At 69.8% G+C, this 17,191-nt stretch carries 13 protein-coding genes; 2 read left to right on the top strand and 11 right to left on the bottom strand.

The features are described 5' to 3' along the window. Positions 1-9 precede the first annotated feature (9 nt). Together smc and EGY25_RS10830 are read left to right on the top strand one after the other, a co-directional pair. Positions 10-3,447 (top strand): chromosome segregation protein SMC, encoded by a 3,438-nt coding sequence (gene smc, locus EGY25_RS10835; RefSeq protein WP_135194975.1) that lies wholly within the window; start codon positions 10-12, stop codon positions 3,445-3,447. After that, entirely contained in the window at positions 3,444-3,857 is a 414-nt protein-coding gene (locus EGY25_RS10830) for a surface-adhesin E family protein (RefSeq protein ID WP_135194974.1), read from the top strand. Before smc ends, EGY25_RS10830 begins: the two co-directional genes overlap by 4 nt. Before the next feature lie 140 nt (positions 3,858-3,997). Here EGY25_RS10830 and EGY25_RS10825 read toward each other — a convergent pair whose 3' ends face one another. From EGY25_RS10825 to EGY25_RS10775, 11 genes are all read right to left on the bottom strand, one after another. After that, positions 3,998-5,134, bottom strand: a complete 1,137-nt coding sequence (locus EGY25_RS10825) for a mechanosensitive ion channel family protein (protein WP_135194973.1) — start codon at positions 5,132-5,134, stop codon at positions 3,998-4,000. 190 nt (positions 5,135-5,324) lie between these two features. Next, a complete protein-coding gene (gene murG, locus EGY25_RS10820) occupies positions 5,325-6,413 on the bottom strand; it encodes an undecaprenyldiphospho-muramoylpentapeptide beta-N-acetylglucosaminyltransferase (protein WP_135194972.1) in 1,089 nt (362 codons plus the stop codon). A gap of 438 nt (positions 6,414-6,851) precedes the next feature. Next, positions 6,852-8,030, bottom strand: coding sequence for a peptidoglycan glycosyltransferase FtsW (locus EGY25_RS10815; RefSeq protein WP_135194971.1), 1,179 nt, complete (start codon positions 8,028-8,030; stop codon positions 6,852-6,854). Next, entirely contained in the window at positions 8,027-9,418 is a 1,392-nt protein-coding gene (gene murD / locus EGY25_RS10810; RefSeq protein ID WP_135194970.1) for a UDP-N-acetylmuramoyl-L-alanine--D-glutamate ligase, read from the bottom strand. The genes EGY25_RS10815 and murD overlap by 4 nt, the downstream gene beginning before the upstream one ends. Before the next feature lie 4 nt (positions 9,419-9,422). Continuing rightward, positions 9,423-10,532: a phospho-N-acetylmuramoyl-pentapeptide-transferase gene (gene mraY, locus EGY25_RS10805; protein ID WP_135194969.1), complete on the bottom strand. Its 1,110-nt coding sequence runs from the start codon at positions 10,530-10,532 to the stop codon at positions 9,423-9,425. Positions 10,533-10,541: 9 nt separating this feature from the next. Continuing rightward, the gene (locus EGY25_RS10800) at positions 10,542-11,960 is read right to left on the bottom strand and encodes a UDP-N-acetylmuramoyl-tripeptide--D-alanyl-D-alanine ligase (protein WP_135194968.1); all 1,419 of its coding nucleotides are present in this window, start codon (positions 11,958-11,960) and stop codon (positions 10,542-10,544) included. Beyond that, complete coding sequence (locus EGY25_RS10795; protein WP_135194967.1) at positions 11,953-13,416, bottom strand: UDP-N-acetylmuramoyl-L-alanyl-D-glutamate--2,6-diaminopimelate ligase; 1,464 nt, start codon at positions 13,414-13,416, stop codon at positions 11,953-11,955. The genes EGY25_RS10800 and EGY25_RS10795 overlap by 8 nt, the downstream gene beginning before the upstream one ends. Beyond that, positions 13,413-15,185 (bottom strand): peptidoglycan D,D-transpeptidase FtsI family protein, encoded by a 1,773-nt coding sequence (locus tag EGY25_RS10790; protein WP_135194966.1) that lies wholly within the window; start codon positions 15,183-15,185, stop codon positions 13,413-13,415. The genes EGY25_RS10795 and EGY25_RS10790 overlap by 4 nt, the downstream gene beginning before the upstream one ends. Further along, positions 15,182-15,625 (bottom strand): cell division protein FtsL, encoded by a 444-nt coding sequence (gene ftsL / locus EGY25_RS10785; protein WP_135194965.1) that lies wholly within the window; start codon positions 15,623-15,625, stop codon positions 15,182-15,184. The genes EGY25_RS10790 and ftsL overlap by 4 nt, the downstream gene beginning before the upstream one ends. After that, positions 15,622-16,602 carry a 16S rRNA (cytosine(1402)-N(4))-methyltransferase RsmH gene (gene rsmH, locus EGY25_RS10780; RefSeq protein ID WP_135194964.1) on the bottom strand — a complete coding sequence of 327 codons (981 nt, stop codon included), beginning with the start codon at positions 16,600-16,602 and terminating at the stop codon, positions 15,622-15,624. Before rsmH ends, ftsL begins: the two co-directional genes overlap by 4 nt. Next, complete coding sequence (locus EGY25_RS10775; protein ID WP_135194963.1) at positions 16,599-17,075, bottom strand: division/cell wall cluster transcriptional repressor MraZ; 477 nt, start codon at positions 17,073-17,075, stop codon at positions 16,599-16,601. The genes rsmH and EGY25_RS10775 overlap by 4 nt, the downstream gene beginning before the upstream one ends. Between the last annotated feature and the right edge of the window lie 116 nt (positions 17,076-17,191).

Raw genomic sequence — 17,191 nt, 5'->3', positions numbered from 1 at the left:
GCCAGGACGATGCAGTTCCAGCGCCTCCGGCTCGTCGGCTTCAAGTCGTTCGTCGACCCGGCGGAGGTGCATATCGAATCCGGCCTGACCGGCGTTGTCGGCCCCAACGGCTGCGGCAAGTCCAACGTCCTTGAGGGCCTGCGCTGGGTCATGGGCGCCAACTCGGCCAAGGCCATGCGCGGCCAGGGCATGGACGACGTCATCTTCGCCGGCGCGGCGGGTCGCCCCCCGCGCAGCCATGCCGAAGTCAGCCTGACCATCGACAACGCTGCTCGGCGCGCGCCCCAGCCCTTTACCGACAGTCCCGTGCTGGAGGTGTCGCGCCGCGTCGACCGGGGCCAGGGCTCGACCTACCGCATTAACGGCAAGGAGGTCCGCGCGCGCGACGTCCAGCTGCTGTTCGCCGACGCTTCGACCGGCGCCAACTCCCCCGCCCTGGTCCGCCAGGGCCAGATCAGCGAACTGATCGCCGCCAAGCCGCAGAACCGCCGCCGTATCCTGGAAGAGGCGGGCGGCGTCGCCGGCCTGCACACCCGTCGGCACGAGGCCGAGCTGCGCCTCAAGGCGGCCGAGACCAATCTGGACCGGCTGGACGACATCGGCCGCGAGCTGGAGACGGCGCTGAACCGGCTGAAGCGCGAAGCCCGCCAGGCCGAGAAGTACAAGAAGATCTCCGCCGAGATCCGCGCCCTTCAGGCCGCGCTGCTGTTCGTCCGCTGGAACGACGCCAGACTGGCCGCCGAAGCCGCCGCCGAGGAACTGCGCGACGCCGACCGTGCGGTCGCCGAGACGACCACCGCATCCGCCGCCGCACAGACGGCCGCCTTGGCCGCTCAGGAAGCCCTGAAGCCAGCGCGCGAGGAGGACGCCGTCGCGTCGGCCCTGCTGCACCGCGCCAGCCTGGAGCGCGACCGACTCGACATGGCCGAACAGGCCGCCCGCGCCGAGGTGGACCGGCTCAAGGCCGAGGCCGCCCGCATCGCCGCCGACGTCGAGCGTGAAACCAACATGGCCGCCGACGCCCAGCGCGAACTGGACCGGCTGGACCACGAACTGACGCGGCTGAAGGCCGAGATCGCCGCCGCCCCCGAGCGCGGCCCCGAACTGGACAAGGCCCTTGCCGCCGCCGAGGACGCCCGCAAGGCCGCCGACGGCGAAGTCGAACGTCTGGCCGGGACGCTCGCCGCCGTCGAAGCCCGCGCCAACGCCGAGACCGCGCGCAAGCGCGACGCCGAGACCCGGCTGGCCCGCGTCACCGGCCAGCACGATCAGGCGAAGCGCGAACGCGAGGCCCTGGGTCCGCTGGAGACGCCCGAGCTGGAGACCGCCCGCCAGGCGCTTGAGAAGGCCCAGACCGACCTCGCCGCCGCCCGCGAGGCCGTCGAGGCCGCCGAAGCCAAGCGTGGCGACCTGGCCCGAACCGAGCAGGAGGCCCGCACCGCCGCCCGCGCCGCAGAGGACCGGCTGGGCCGGTTGCAGACCGAGGCGCGGGGCCTGGCCCAGCTGCTGGTCACGGGCAAGCGCGACCATCCGCCTGCGCTGGACAAGGTCCGCGCCGACAAGGGCTATGAGGCCGCCCTGGCCGCCGCCCTGGGCGACGATCTGGACGCGGCGCTGGACGCGAAGGCCGCCGCCTATTGGGGCGGGGCGGACGCCCCTGACACGTTCTGGCCCGCCGGGGTCACGCCGCTGTCCGACCATGTTCAAGCGCCGGAGCAGCTGACCGCGCGCCTCGCCCTGTGCGGCGTCGCGCTCAGGGCCGACGCCGCGCGACTGGCCCAGGCCCTGCCTCCCGGCGCACGCCTGGTGACGGTCGACGGCGACCTCTATCGCTGGGACGGCTTCGTCAGCCGCGCCGAGGCGCCGCGCCCCGCCGCCGTCCGCCTGGCCCAGCGCACGCGGCTGGCAGAGCTGGAGGCCGACATCGACAAGGGCCGCCCCGCCCTCGATCTGGCGCTAGCCGCTCAGAAATCCGCCACCGACGCCTTCCGCACCGCCGAGGAGGCGGTGAAGGCCGCTCGCCTGAAACCCTTCGCCCTCGACAAGGCTGTCGCCGCCGCCCGAGACCGCGTCGAGACCTTGGCCCGCGAACAGGCCCGCCGCGAGGCCCGCGCCCAGGCCCTGGACGACACGGTGACCCGACTGCAAGCCGAGGTCGCCGAGGCCCAGGCCGCGCTGGACGCCGCCCAGACCACGGAGGCTCCATCGGAGACCCTGTCGGGCTTGCGCGACGAGTTGACCGCCGCCCGCGCCGCCGCCGACACAGCCCGCCTCGCCGCCCAGACCGCCCGCTCCGACCGCGACGCCGAGGCTCGCGACCGTCAAAGCCGCGAGCAGCGGCTGGGCAGCCTGACTCGCGCCCGCGACGGCTGGGTCACGCGGTCCAAAGACAGCGCCGCCCGCGTCGCCGCCCTGGGCAAGGACGCGGACAAGACCGCCGCCCTGCTGAAACAGGCCGAGGTCGCGCCCCAGGGCTTCGCCGAACAGCGCGGCAAGCTGCTGGACACGCTGACCGCCGCCGAACAGCGCAAACAGGCCTCGTCCGACGCGATGGCCGTGGCCGAGACGGCGGCGACCGAAGCCGATCGCGCATCCCGCGCCGCCGAGACCGCCGCGTCGCAGGCCCGCGAAGCCCGCGCCGGCCTGTCCGCCCGCGCCGAGGCCGCCGCCGAGAAGCTGACCGAGGCCGAGACCACCCTGCGCGAGACGGCCCAGATGTCGCCCGATGAACTGGGCCGTAAACTGACCGACGACGCCATCGCCCGCCCGCCCGACGCCGCCGGCGCCGAGAGCCTTCTGTACGGGCTGGAGCGCGAGCGCGAGGCCCTGGGCGCCGTCAACCTGCGCGCCGAAGACGAGGCGGTCGAATACGGCGACCGGCTGAACAGCATGAAGTCGGAACGGATCGACCTGACCCAAGCCATCGCCAAGCTGCGCGACGGCATCGACGAGCTGAACGCCGAGGGCCGCGAGCGGCTGGTCGCCGCCTTCGACGTCATCAACGCCAACTTCAAGAGCCTGTTCGAAGCCCTGTTCGGCGGCGGCCAGGCCGAGTTGAAACTGGTCGAGAGCGACGATCCGCTGGAGGCGGGGCTGGAGATCTACGCCTGCCCGCCCGGCAAGCGGCTGTCGGTCATGAGCCTGATGAGCGGCGGCGAACAGGCCCTGACGGCGGCGGCCCTGATCTTCGGCGTCTTCCTGGCCAACCCCGCCCCGGTCTGCGTGCTGGACGAGGTGGACGCCCCGCTGGACGACGCCAACGTGGACCGCTTCTGCCGCATGCTGCACGAGATGCGCAGCCGCACCGACACCCGCTTCATCGTGATCACCCACAATCCGGTGACCATGAGCCGCATGGACCGTCTCTACGGCGTCACCATGCCCGAACGCGGCATGAGCCAGCTCGTCAGCGTGGACCTGCACCAGGCGGAGACCCTGGTCGCATGATCGCCCTGCTGCTGGCCCTGATCGATCCCCAACTGGTCGAGACCGGCGTCGGCCGGTTCGCCATCTACGCCGACGTCGCCTCCATCGAACGCACGGGCGACATGGCCCAGATGCGCGAGCTTCAGGTCACAGAGGTGGGGTTCAAGGTCGGGGACGTGACCTATGTCGGGGGCTGGTCGCGATGGGCCTTCGACTGCCGGGCGAAGACGGCGGACCGGCTGGACTTCGCATCCTTGAAGTCCGACGAGACCGAAGGCCCGGCGACGGCCGATCCGGCCCCGCCATACGCCGCCGCGCCCGGCGGGGATGCGGCGGAACTGCTGGACATCGCCTGCGCGGCCGAGCGGCCCGCCGAGACTCTGTCGCTGGACGAAGCGATCAGGCGAGGACAGGCGGCTCTGGCGGATTAGAGACAACAGCTCTCCCTCCCCGCTCCGGGGAGGGTCGTCGCGCAGCGACGGGGTGGGGGCGGCCCGGCAGGGACGCAACTGCCTGATGCAGAAAGGTCAGTGGGACGTCGCCCTGCCCTTCCCACCCGGCTTCGCTCCGCTCAGCCACCCTCCCCGGTACGGGGAGGGAGAGATGCAGACCTATCTTCCCCTTGCGGCCATTCGATGCGATCGCGCGGCAGGGCCTCGCGGCAGTCGTCGCGCATGAAGGCCATCAGCTTCTCGCGGATCTCGCAGCGCAGGTCGAAGGCGATGCCGGCCGAGCGGGCGCTGGCCAGGCAGCGAACCTGAAGCACGCGTTCGGTGATGTCGGTCACCTGCATCACCTGGACGTCGCCGTCCCAGTGTTTGGAGGCCTTGACGATGCCCTCGTAGGCGGTGCGCAACTTGTCGATCGGCGCCTCGTAATCGACGTAGAAGAAGGCCACGCCGATCAGGCGGGCGTTCTCGCGCGTCCAGTTCTGGAACGGCGTGGTGATGAAATAGGACAGGGGCAGCACCATCCGGCGCCAGTCCCACAGCTTGACCACCACATAGGTCGCCGTGATCTCCTCTACATTGCCCCACTCGTTCTCGACGATGACGGCGTCATCCAGGCGGATGGGCTGGGTCAGGGCGATCTGGATGCCGGCGACCATGTTGGTCAGGATGGGCTGAAGCGCCAGACCGGCGATTATGCCGACAACCCCGGCCGAGGCCAGCAGGCTGACGCCCCACTGACGGAAGCCGGCGATGGTCATCAGGGCCAGACCGACGGTGACGATGAACAGGACGACCTTGGCCACCCGCTGCAGGATGCGGGTCTGGGTCAGGTGTTTGCGGGCCAGCAGATTGTCCTCGACGGCGATATTGTACCGCTTGAGGTGCATCACCGACCACATGTCCAGCATGCCTGACGCCAGCCAGCCCAGGGTCAGGACGAACAGGAACTGAAGAATGTTGCGGATGTCCTGGGACGGGCCGGGATCCATGGGCGAGACGGTCACGCCGATGCCGATGCCGATGATGATGATCAGCACGCGCAGCTTGATCCGGGCGCGCTCGACCACGCCGCGCCAGAAGACGTCCTTGTTCCTGACCACCCGGCGCAGGATGGCGAAGACGATCTTGTGCGTCAGCCAGCCGCCGCCGACGAAGACCAGCAGGACCAGGATGACGACCGCCCATTCGGGCAGCCAGTCGAACCGGTGCCACAGGGCGCGGATCTGGCGGGTGACGGCGATGATTTCGGGAGGCATGGGCTTCCTAACGCATCAGGTCCGAGAGGGTTGAGGTCTCCTCCCTATCGCGAAGCGATGGGGAGGTGGCGCGGCGCATCTTGCGCCGTGACGGAGGGGTTCTGACCTCATCGCAAGCGCCTGTGGGACTTCAAGAGCCCCTCCACCGCTTCGCGGTCCCCCTCCCCACAAGTGGGGAGGAGACAAGATGTCACCGCCCCGCCGTCGCCTCGACCAGGTCGGCCAGGCGCTGGGCGGCGTCGGGGATGGCGACGGAGCGGGCGGCGGCGGACATGGCGGACAGGCGCGTCGGATCGGACAGGACGGCGGTCAGGGCCGAGGCCAGGCGGTCGACGGTCAGGTCGTCTTCCAGAATGACCTCGGCCGCGCCGGCATTGGTCAGGGCCTTGGCGTTCAGGCGCTGGTGGTCGTCGGTGGCGATCTTCAGCGGGATCAGGACGGACGGCAGGGCCGCGACCGCCAGTTCGGCGCAGGTCGAGGCGCCGGAACGGCCCACCACCAGATGCGCCCTAGACAGCCGCTCGGCCATGTCGCGGAAGAAGGGGGCGACCTCGGCCTCGATCCCGGCCTCCAGATAGATCTGGCGCGCGGCCTCCAGCGTCTCGGGCCGCGACTGCTGCTGCACCTTCAGGCGACGGCGCAGGGCCTCGGGCAATGCGGCCAAAGCCCGAGGCGTGGTCTCGGACAGGATGCGGGCGCCCTGGCTGCCACCGGTCACCAGCACATGGATGGGGCCGTCGCCGGCGGGGGCGACATAGGGGCGGTCGAACAGGGCGCGGATTTCGGCGCGCACAGGCGAGCCGACGACATGCGAGCGACCCTGGACCTTGGCCGGCGCCCGTTCCAGCGTCGGGAAGGACGAGGCGACCTGGCCGACATAGGGGGCCAGGATACGGTTGGTGCGGCCCAGGACCGCGTTCTGCTCATGGATCACGGTCGGGCGCTGAGACGTGACGGCGGCGACCAGAGCCGGCGCGGACGGATAGCCGCCAAAGCCCACGACCACGTCGGCGCCCAGCCGGTCGAAGGCCGTCCGCGCCTGGACCACGCCCTTGAAGATGGCGACCCCCGCCTTGATCAGGCCCAGCGGACCCGAGCCGGTGGCGGCGTCCAGCGCCAGCCGCTCTTCGGCCGGGAAGGCGTGGGCGTATTGCTCGCCCCGATGATCGGTCGCCAGCACCACGCGCCAGCCCCGCGCCGCCAACTCGCGCGCCAGGGCCTCGGCCGGGAACATATGGCCGCCGGTGCCGCCGGCGGCGACGACGCAGAGCTTGGTCATGGGGCGGGCTCCGAAAAAAGAGGGTCTAAATAGTGCAATTCGTCTGAAATTCAGACGGCGGGGGCGCGAAAAACAGGGTGTAATTAGTGCACTTCGTCTGAAATCGTCGGCGAGCGGTCGGGGGGCGGAACGGTCGGCGACAGCATCGCACGGTTTTGGGGTGTGGGCAGGAGAAAGCGGCTGGTCGGTGTTAAGCGGTTGGGATCGTTCGAGTGTTTGTTTTGAACAACGTCAGATGCCCCCCCTCTTTCGTCATCCTCCCGCGAGCGTAGGAGACCGGGGGACCCAGCGGCGCCGAAGGCGATGCGTCCGCCGCGGTTCTTGAAAGTGGTGTCCGCGACAGGTTGGCTGCTACGCGCCGCCCTTCGGGTCGCGCTCTCGCGCGCCGCTGGGTCCCCCGGTCGCTTCGCGCCGGAGGATGACGAAAGATGGGTGGGGTTAAAGCAACCGCCGCCGTCTTCCCGGCAGGCTGGCGCCCGGTTCGTAGGCGCCGGGGCGGCGGCGGGTCAGGGCCAGGGCGAAGCCCATGGTCAGGCCCATGGCCAGCATGGACGAGCCGCCGTAGCTGATGAAGGGCAATGTCATGCCCTTGGTCGGGATCAGGTTCAGGTTCACCGCCACATTGATGCAGGCCTGCAAGCCGATCAGCATGAACAGGCCCGCCGCCGCCGTCTGCTCAAACGGGTCGGTCAGCTTCATCGCCCGGCGCATGCCCCGGATGACGATGAAGGCGTAGAGGCCGATCATGATCAGGCTGAGGATCAGGCCGAACTCCTCGGCGCCGACGGAGTAGATGAAGTCGGTGTGCAGGTCCGGCACGCGGCGCTTCATCACGCCCTCGCCGATGCCGCGACCCAGCAGGCCGCCGGCGCGGATGGCCTCGGACGCGCTATCGATCTGGTGGGTGTCGGTGGTCTCGGGCGAGAAGAAGCGGCTGAGGCGGTCGCGCATGTGGCCGAAGACGAAATACAGCGACACCAGTCCCGCCATGCCGGCGCTTGCCAAGACCGCCATCCACTTGAACGGCACGCCCGCCATGAAGAAGACGGCCATGAAGGTGGTGGTGATCAACAGGGTCTGGCCGATGTCGGGCTGGATCAGCAGCAGGGACACGGTCAGGGCGTAGAAGCCGAAGGCGATGGTGACGCCGGGCACCCCCTGCCCCTTCTGCGCCTCGGCGAACATCCAGGCCGCGAAAACGATCAGGCCGGGCTTGGCGAACTCGGACGGCTGCAGGCTGAACGGGCCGAAGTTCACCCAGCGGGCGGCCCCCTTCACCGTGTCGCCTATGAACGGCAGGGCCATCATGACCAGGATGGCGCCGAACAGGGCCAGGACCGCGATGCGGCGCACCCCGCGCGGCGACAGCAGCGAACTGGTCAGCATCAGGCTCAGGCCAAGGCCCGAGAAGACCATCATGCGCCAGGAATAGTGGAAGGGGTCGGTGATCGATTCATCGGCGAGGATGGCGGCCGGACTGGAGGCGAAGCTGAGCGCCACCCCCAAGCCCATCAGCGCCAGTGCGGCGCCCAGCAGGCCGCGATCCACGGTCCAGAACCACTGGGCGACGTGGCTCTGGTCGTTGCGCGAGAAGGCGGGGGTGTAGGGGGCGCTCATGACGCCGTTTCCGGGACGGCCCCGAGGGCCAGGACGGCGGCGCGGAAGGCCTCGCCGCGCGCCTCGAAGTCTGGATACTGGTCGAAGCTGGCGCAGGCGGGGGACAACAGGACGATCTGTTCTCCGCCGGCGGATGCGGCGTCGGCGGCGGCTGCGGCCACGGCGGCGTCCAGGGTTCGGGAAATGACGTGGGGGGCGTCGGCCAGCGTCGCGGCGAAGGCCTCGGCCGCCTCTCCGATCAGATAGGCCCTGGTCACGCGTGGGAAGAGGTCGACCAGGTCGTCGATGCCGCCGGCCTTTGGCACGCCGCCCGCGATCCAGAAGACGGAGGGGTAGGAAGACAGGGCCTGACGCGCGGCATCGGCGTTGGTGGCCTTGGAATCGTTGATGAAGCGGACCGGGCCGAGGCGGCCGACGGCCTCCATGCGGTGGGCCAGGCCCGGGAAGGACAGCAGGCCGGCGACGGCGGCGTCGTGGGAGACGCCCAGGGCGCGGGCGGTCGCATAGGCGAAGGCGGCGTTCTGGGCGTTGTGACGGCCGGGCAGCGAGCGGGCGGCGGAGAGGTCGGCGATCGGTTCGCCGTCCTTCGTCAGCACACAACCAGAGGCGATGATTCTCCCCGACCTGTTCGGCGTCGTGGCGATCTCAAGAATTGGCCATCCGTCGGAGACGATCTCCCGCGAAAGGTCCAATCCCCAATCATCGTCTATGCCGACCAACGCCAAATCCTTATCGTCTAGGTTCTGGAATATTCGGCGCTTGGCCGCGACATAGCCCTCCATTCCGCCATGACGGTCGAGATGGTCGGGCGAGATGTTGGTCAGGATGGCGACATCGGGGGCGAAGGTGGTGGTCAGGTCCAGCTGGTAGCTGGAGACCTCGATCACATAGACGGCGTCGGGCGTCGGTTCGGGCAGGGCCAGGACGCCGATGCCGATGTTGCCGCCGACATGGACCGTCAGACCGGCCGACTTCAGCACCCAGCCGATCAGGGCGGTTGTCGTGGACTTGCCATTGGTGCCGGTGATCGCGACGACGCGGGGACGCTGGTCTTTCGGCAGGGCGGCCAGGGCGCGGGCGAACAGTTCGACGTCGCCAATGACGGGCACGCCGGCCTCGCGCGCCTTGTCGACGCTCCAGTGCGGTTTGGGATGGGTCAGGGGCGCGCCGGGCGACAGGACAAGGGCGGCGAAGGCTGACCAGTCGGCCGTGGTCAGGTCTTCGACCGCGAAGCCTTCGGCCTCGGCCTGCATCCGGCCCGCCGCGCTGTCGTCCCACAGGATGGGGATCGCGCCCCCGGCCTGGAGCGCGCGCGCGGCCGTGATCCCCGACCGTCCCAGGCCGAAGACCGCGACCCGCCTGCCTTCAAAGCCGGGAACGGGGATCATCGGATCAGCGCAGCTTCAGCGTGGACAGGCCCAGCAGGGCCAGGGCGCCGGCGATGATCCAGAAGCGGATGACGACGGTGGATTCCGGCCAGCCCATCTTCTCGAAATGGTGGTGGACCGGCGCCATCAGGAAGATGCGTTTCTTGGTCAGCTTGTAATAGCCGACCTGGATCATGACCGAGGCGGCCTCGGCGACGAACAGGCCGCCGACGATGCCCAGAACCAGCTCGTGCTTGGTGGTGACGGCGATGGCGCCCAGGGCGCCGCCCAGGGCCAACGAACCGGTGTCGCCCATGAAGATCTTGGCCGGGGGGGCGTTGTACCAGAGGAAGCCCGCGCCGCCGCCGATCATGGCCGCGCAGAAGATGGCCAGTTCGCCCGCGCCTGGCACGTGGTGGACCTGAAGATACTGGGCGAAGACGAAGTTGCCGGCGAGGTAGCTGATCACGCCGAACGCGCCCGCCGCCATCATCACCGGCACGGTCGCCAGGCCGTCCAGCCCGTCGGTCAGGTTCACCGCATTGGAGAAGCCGACGATGGTGAAGGCCGCGAACGCCACATAGAACCAGCCGACGTTCAGCAGCACGGCCTTGAAGAACGGAAACGCGATCGAGGTCTCAAGACCCGGCGAGGTCGGCGAGACCGTCATCCACAGCACGGTCAGGACGCCGGCGACGACGGCGACGACCGTCTGGGCCAGCAGCTTCTGCTTCGAGGTCAGGCCGGCCGAGGTCTGTTTGGTCACCTTGGCGTAGTCGTCGATGAAGCCCAGCACGCCGAAGGCCGCCGTCACGAAGCTGACGATCCAGATGTAGGGGTTGGTCAGATCGCCCCACAGGAAGACCGCCACGCCGATGCCGGCCAGGATCATCAGCCCGCCCATGGTGGGGGTGCCGACCTTGGACAGGTGCGAAACGGGGCCGTCGTCGCGGATCGGCTGGCCCCGGCCCTGTTTGGTGCGGATCCAGTTGATGAAGCGGCTGCCCATGGCGACGGCGACGATCATGGCCGTGGCCATGGCCAGGGCGACGCGCACGGTCTGGTACTGGACCAGGTTCAGCAGCGGGTACTGGTCCGCCACGTCGGCGTAATAGAGATACAGCAGATAGAACATTCGGCTTCCCTATCGCGTCGCGGGCGGCATGTCGCGGCCTTGCAGATCGGCCAGAGCCTTGGCCACCAGCGACGCCTTGGACCCGTTCGAGCCCTTGACCATGACGACGTCGCCGGGCGCGACCAGCATGACCGCCTCGGCCGCCAGTTCCGCCGCCGTCGCGCGCCAGACGCCGCGTCGCGAGACCGGCAGGGCGTCATAGAGCCAGCGCATCTCGGGACCGGCGACGTGGACCAAGTCCAGACCGGCCGAGTCGATGGGGGCAGCGAGGCCTTCGTGCAGATCGCGGCTCTGGTCGCCCAGTTCCAGCATGTCGGTCAGCACCACGACGCGGCGCCCCGAGGTCGTGCGGGCGCCCAGGGTCTTGAACCCGGCGGCCATCGACAGCGGATTGGCGTTGTAGCTTTCGTCGATCAGGGTGAAGGCGCCGTCGGCCAGGGTGACGGTGCGGGTCTGGCCGCGTCCCGCCAGGGGCTGGAAACCCGCCAGAGCCTCAAGGCCCGTGTCCAGCGACACGTCCAGCGCGTCGAGCATCAACAGGACGCACAGGCTGTTCAGGCCCCAGTGGGCGCCGGACTGGGCCAGGCGATAGTCGATCCGCTGCCCGAACAGTTCGGCGGCGACCGACGCCCCTTCCGCATCGGGGCGGAAGTCAAGCAGGCGGGCGTCATGGCCGGCGTCCGTGCCGAACGTCAGCAGGCGCGCGCCGACGGACCTGGCCGCGTCGCACAGGACATCGGAGAAGGCGACGTCGCCGTTCGCTACGGCCGCGCCGCCGGGAACCAGACCCTGGAAGATGGAGGCTTTTTCACGCGCAACGCCGGCCTCGCCGTCGGAGAAGGCTTCGATATGGACCGGGCCGACGGTGGTGACGCAGGCGGCGTGGGGGGCGACGAAGCGCGACAGGGGCGCGATCTCGCCGGGCGCATTCATGCCGATCTCGAACACGGCGCGCTGGGTCTGGACCAGCATCCGTGCCAGGGTCAGGGGCACGCCGATGTGGTTGTTGTAGCTCTTGATCGAGCCATGCGCGGGACCGGCGAGGTCGAGGCCGGCCTTGATGGCCTGGGTGACGCTGGTCTTGCCGACGCTGCCGGTGACGGCGCCGCGTTTGACATGGGGCGCGCGCTCGCGGGCGGCGACGCCCAGGGACTCCAAGCCGTGCAGCGCATCGGGGACGACGACATAGGCGCCGCCCTCGACGGCGTGTTCGACCAAGGCGGTCGCGGCGCCGGCGGCGAAGGCGTCACCTGCGAACTCATGCCCGTCTCGCGCGCCCTTCAGCGCCAGGAACAGGTCGCCGGGGCCGATCTCACGGCTGTTGTAGGTCACGCCCGTGATCGGGCGGTCGTCGCCATGAAGCACGCCGCCCGTGGCGGCGGCGACTTCGGCGGCCGTCCAGAGTGGGCGGGCGGATGTATCAGGCATTCAACGACAGGGCCTCGGACGCGACGGTGGCGTCGTCGAAGGGGTGGGTCACGCCCGCGACGATCTGACCCTGTTCATGCCCTTTTCCGGCGATGATCACCACATCCCCATCACGCATCATTTCGACGGCGGCCTCGATGGCGGCGCGACGATCGCCGATCTCGATGGCGTCGGCGCAGCCGGCGCGAACCTGGGCGCGGATAGCGGCGGGATCTTCCGAACGCGGATTGTCGTCGGTGACGATGGCGACATCGGCCAGACGCCCGGCGATGGCGCCCATCAGCGGCCGCTTGCCGCGATCCCGGTCGCCGCCCGCGCCGAACACCACGATCAACCGGCCGGTGGCGTGGGGACGCAGGGCGTTCAGAACCGTCTCCAGCCCGTCGGGGGTGTGAGCGTAGTCGATATAGACCTCGCCACCGCGTCCGGCGTCATTGGCGCCGATCCGTTGCAGGCGGCCCTGGGCGCCGGTCAGGCCTTCAAGAGCGCCGATCACGGCGTCAGCGGGATCACCGGCCGCAATGCAAAGGCCCGCCGCAACCAGGGCGTTCGAAGCCTGGAAGGCGCCGGCCAGAGGCAGCAGGATCTCATGCACCTGGCCGCGCACGTCCAGGGTCAGGCGCTGGCCCTCCGGCGTCGCGCGACGGCCGATCAGGGCCAGGTCGCGCCCGCGCTCGCCCACGCCCATCACGCCCAGGCCCGCCATGATCGAGGCCGAGGCGAAGGCGGAATAGGCGTCGGAATCGGCGTTCAGCACGGCGGTGCGGCCGCGCGGCAGCAGGGTTTCGAACAGGCGCATCTTGGCGGCGCGATAGTCCTCCATCGTGCCGTGATAATCGAGGTGGTCCTGGGTCAGGTTGGTGAAGGCGGCGGCCTTCAACGCCACGCCGTCCAGGCGCCGCTGGTCGATGCCGTGCGACGAGGCCTCCAGCGCGACGTGGGTCACGTCCTTGCTGGCCAGCTCGGCCATCAGGCGCGCGGCCTCGGCGGCGTCGGGGCTGGTCAGGCCGGGGCCGGTCAGGGCGTAGGTCTTTGAGCCCTTCTGGCCGATGACGCCGAGGGTGCCCATGCTGGCGGACTTGTGACCCACGCCGGCCCAGATCTGGCGGCAGAAGGTGGCGACCGAGGTCTTGCCGTTGGTGCCGGTGACGGCGACGCAGGTCTTGGGCTGGACGCCGTAGAAGCCGCGCGCGGCGATGGCGTAGGCCCGGCGCACGTCGCCCGAGGTGACCAGGACCGGCGCCGCGCCGTCCGGCGTATCGGTCGGGGCCAGCACCGCAGCGGCGCCTTGCGCCAAGGCCTGCGGGATGAAGGCGCGGCCGTCGGCGGCCGTGCCCGGCAGGGCGACGAACAGGGCGCCGGGGGCGACCTTGCGGCTGTCGGCGGTCACACCGGTGATGATGGGGTCCGAGGACACGTCGCGGCGCAACAGGTCGGACAGGTGAAGGGCGCTCACAGACCGTCCCCCGCCACATCCTGATACTCCGGCACTTTTTCGCCCAGGGCCGTGCGCCAGCGATCCTCGCGGCGCTCCACGCCCAGGAAGCCGGCGATGCGGTCGGCGATGTTCTTCACGGCCGGCGCGGCGACATAGGCGCCGGTCTTGGGATAGGTCCCCGGCTCGTCCATGACGATCAGGATGGCGTAGCGTTTGCCGTTCAAAGGGCCGTCGACAGGGAAGACCGCCGCGAAGGAGCCCAAGGCGTGGCTGGGGTCGTAGCGACCGTTGACCAGCTTGTTGGCCGAGCCCGTCTTGCCGCCGACCCGAAGACCGGCCGCATCGGCGAACCCGCCCGAACCCTTGACCACGTTGCGACGCAGCAGGTCCAGGATGGTGCGCGAGGTTTCCTCGGTCACGACCTGCTGGGGCTGGACGCCGCGCGCGCCGCCCTTGCGCAGGGACAGCGGGATCATCCGTCCGCCATTGGTCAGGGCGCCCATGGCCTGAACCATCTGGGCCGGGGTGATCATGATGCCGTAGCCGAACGACAGGGACGCCAGGGTCGAGTTGTCCCAGCGACGCGGCACGACCGGCTTGGCCGATTCCTTCAGCTCGATGGTCGAGGCGTCCAGCAGGCCCAGGCGGCGGAAATAGTCCCGCATCGTGTCCGGCCCCATCTGCACCGCCAGTTGCGAGGTGCCGATGTTGGACGAGTGCAGATAGACCTCTTCCAGGCTCATCACGCGGTTCTGGGCGTGGAAGTCCTTGATCTTGCGGTCGCCGATCTGGAAGGCCTGGGAGGCGTCGAACAGGGTGTTCATGTCGGCCCGGCCGGTGTCGAGGCCGGCGGCGACGGTGAAGGTCTTGAACACCGACCCCATCTCGTAGTGGCCCGAGACGGCGCGGTTCAGCGTGGCGCCGTCGGGCGCGGCGTTGCGATCGGCCGAGTTGAAGGTCGGCCAGCTGGCCATGCCCAGGACCTCGCCGGTCTGGACGTCGGTGACGATGCCGACGGCGCCCTTGGCCTGGGCCTTGATGGCGGCGGCGGCCAGTTCGTTTTCCAGCACGCCCTGGACGCGCAGATCGATGGACAGGGGGAAGCTTTCGCCCCGCTGGCCCGCCGCACGGATCTCGTCGTTGAAGGCCAGCTCGGCGCCGGACACGCCTCGCCCGCCCGTGTCGGCGTCGCCGATCAGGTGAACGGCCGAGGTTCCCAGCGGATAGGCGCGGCGGTCCTCGGGTTCGAACGTGACCCCGCCCAGGGCCAGGTCGTGGACGGCGGCCTTTTCCTGGGGCGTCAGGCCGGTCAGGGCGATCAGGCGACGATCGCTGGCCAGCACGCGCTTCAGCCGCTCGCTGGAGATACGCGGCACGGCGCGGCGAAGCTGGCGATAGGCCAGGTCGCGATCCCAGATCTGGGCCGGGTCGATATAGAGGCCGTAGTGGATGATGTTGGTGGCCAGCAGTTCGCCGTTGCGATCCGTCAGGTCGCCGCGCACCAGGGCGTTCGGATTGACGCCCGATCCGCGCCCGTTCGCCTCTGCGAACAGGGCCTTGTACGAGGCGCCGACGGCCAGGGCGCCGAAAACGCAGGAAAAGACGATCAGGATCAGGAAGATGCGGACGCGGGTGTCCTCTTCCGGACGCGCGTCGGCGCGGGCGCGCTCGAACCCGTGCTCCAGCCGCCAGATCAGTTCCGACAGCCCGCGCCAGAACGGCGACAGGCGACCCTGAAGATCGACGCCCGGCGCGGGGCGGTGATAGCGGTGGTCCTGAACGCTCATTGCGCCGGCTCCGGCGCGGGGGCGGCGTCTTCAACTGCGGCGGGAGCCGCAGCGGGGGCGACGGCGGGGGTCGCCGGTGCGGCCGGGACCGGCGCGGGCTTCAGCTCGGTCAGCTGGGCTTCCTTGGCCTGGCGATGCACGTCAACGGGGGCCATGCCGATCTGGCGCGACAGGGCCTCCAGACGCGCCGGCTGTTCCAGGCGGGCGACCTCGGCGCGCAGCAGGCGGACCCGCTGGCCGTTCTCGCGGATGTCCTGTTCCAGCTGGGCGATGCGGCTGCTCTCGCGCGCCGCCGCCGCCTTGGCCGCATAGACCGACACGATCATGATCGCGACCAGGGCCACGCCGATGATCTCGATCCAGCGCACGCCGCGCACCTTCCAGTCGAACAGGCGCTGAAGGGCGGTGCGGGAATAGGTGAAGAAGGGCGCCGTGGTCATGCGGCGGCTCCCCCGCCGATCTTGCCCCAGGCCGGGGCGTCGGTGCGGACGGCGGCGCGCAGCTTGGCCGAACGGGCGCGGGGATTGGTCGAACGCTCTTCGTCGCCCGCCTCGCGCGCGCCCTTGAACTGAAGCGTGAAGCTGGGCTTGCGCGGATCGACGGCCATGGGGGCGTGACGCGAGCCGGCGGGGCTGTTGCCCGTGCGCTCGGTCATGAAGGCCTTGACGATCCGGTCCTCCAGCGAATGGAAGGTGACGACGGCCAGACGCCCACCGGGGGCCAGGGTCGCCTCGGCCGCCTCCAGCCCGCGCTCCAGTTCGCCCAGTTCGTCGTTCACCGCGATGCGCAGGGCCTGAAACACACGCGTCGCCGGATGGATCGGCGCACCGCGACGACCGCCCAGGGCCTTTTCGACCACCTCGGCCAGATCCAGGGTGCGGTCGAAGGGTCGCTCGACGCGGCGGCGCAGAATGGCGGTGGCGACGCGGCCCGACTGACGCTCTTCGCCATACAGTTTGAAGATATGGGCCAGAGAGCCGTGGTCCCAGCCGTTGACGATGTCGGCGGCCGTCGCGCCTTCATCGGACATCCGCATGTCCAGCGGCCCGTCGCGCATGAAGGAAAAGCCGCGCTCGGCCTGGTCCAGCTGCATCGAAGAGACGCCGATGTCGAAGACGGCGCCGTCCAGCTTTGCCTTGCCGCTATCGGCGAAGGCTTGGGCCAGACCCGAGAAGGGGGTGCGGATCAGCTGGAACTGGCCGGGGAAGTCATGGGCGACGGCGTCGGCGTGCGGCTGGACCGTCGGATCGCGATCCAGGCCGATGACCTGGGCGCCGGCCTTCAGGATGGCGCGGGTATAGCCGCCGGCGCCGAAGGTGGCGTCGATCACGATATCGCCGGGCGCGGGCGCCAGGGCCTCGATCACCTCGGCCAGCAGGACGGGGGCGTGGGGCGCGTTGGTGGAGGCGTCGGTCACGATCCGCCTCCCGCCAGCTTCATCTGTGCCGCCAGTTTCAGGGCGCCGATCTGGGCCATGCCGGCCTTGGCCAAGGCGCGCTGCTCGGCGCGGCGGGCCGCCCATTTCTCGCGCGACCAGATCTGGAACCGGTCATTCAGGCCGACGATGACGACGGTGTCGTCCAGGCCCGCTTCGTTGCACAGCGCTTCGGGCAGGGTAATGCGGCCGCCGGAATCGTAGGCCAGGCGCACCTGCTCGCCCATGACCTGCCACTCCAGCGCCGAACGCTCTTCGGAGCCGAACGGCAGGGCCTCGATCATTTCGGCATAGGCGGCGAACAGGCGGTCGCCGCCCGCTTCCAGGCAGTCCGCTTCGATCGAGGGGAAGATGAAGACGCCGCTGGCTGCGCCGTTTTCGGTCGTGCGGAAGTCGTTGGGGATGAGGAGACGGCGCTTGCCGTCCAGCTGCTTCTCATAGGTCGAGAGAAACACGCCCTGCCAATCGAACCTTTCGGCCCGCCCCTAGATGCCCTGACGAACGCCCGCCGCGCCCGCCTCTCAGCCCCAAATCATGATTGTGGGATAGCATGGGATCAGATGGGCCTCAA

Source organism: Brevundimonas intermedia (genome assembly GCF_004614235.1).
In the GTDB taxonomy this organism is placed as follows: domain Bacteria; phylum Pseudomonadota; class Alphaproteobacteria; order Caulobacterales; family Caulobacteraceae; genus Brevundimonas; species Brevundimonas intermedia_A.
This window is presented reverse-complemented; position numbering and strand designations above follow the sequence as displayed.

Bases quoted from the DNA above. Each gene is read 5' to 3' on its own strand.
- smc (WP_135194975.1), top strand. From the start codon at position 10: ATGCAGTTCCAGCGCCTCCGGCTCGTCGGCTTCAAGTCGTTCGTCGAC.
- EGY25_RS10815 (WP_135194971.1), bottom strand. From the start codon at position 8,030: ATGAGCGCCCCCTACACCCCCGCCTTCTCGCGCAACGACCAGAGCCAC.
- EGY25_RS10790 (WP_135194966.1), bottom strand. From the start codon at position 15,185: ATGAGCGTTCAGGACCACCGCTATCACCGCCCCGCGCCGGGCGTCGAT.
- EGY25_RS10825 (WP_135194973.1), bottom strand. From the start codon at position 5,134: ATGCCTCCCGAAATCATCGCCGTCACCCGCCAGATCCGCGCCCTGTGG.
- EGY25_RS10830 (WP_135194974.1), top strand. From the start codon at position 3,444: ATGATCGCCCTGCTGCTGGCCCTGATCGATCCCCAACTGGTCGAGACC.
- ftsL (WP_135194965.1), bottom strand. From the start codon at position 15,625: ATGACCACGGCGCCCTTCTTCACCTATTCCCGCACCGCCCTTCAGCGC.
- mraY (WP_135194969.1), bottom strand. From the start codon at position 10,532: ATGTTCTATCTGCTGTATCTCTATTACGCCGACGTGGCGGACCAGTAC.
- murG (WP_135194972.1), bottom strand. From the start codon at position 6,413: ATGACCAAGCTCTGCGTCGTCGCCGCCGGCGGCACCGGCGGCCATATG.
- EGY25_RS10800 (WP_135194968.1), bottom strand. From the start codon at position 11,960: ATGCCTGATACATCCGCCCGCCCACTCTGGACGGCCGCCGAAGTCGCC.
- murD (WP_135194970.1), bottom strand. From the start codon at position 9,418: ATGATCCCCGTTCCCGGCTTTGAAGGCAGGCGGGTCGCGGTCTTCGGC.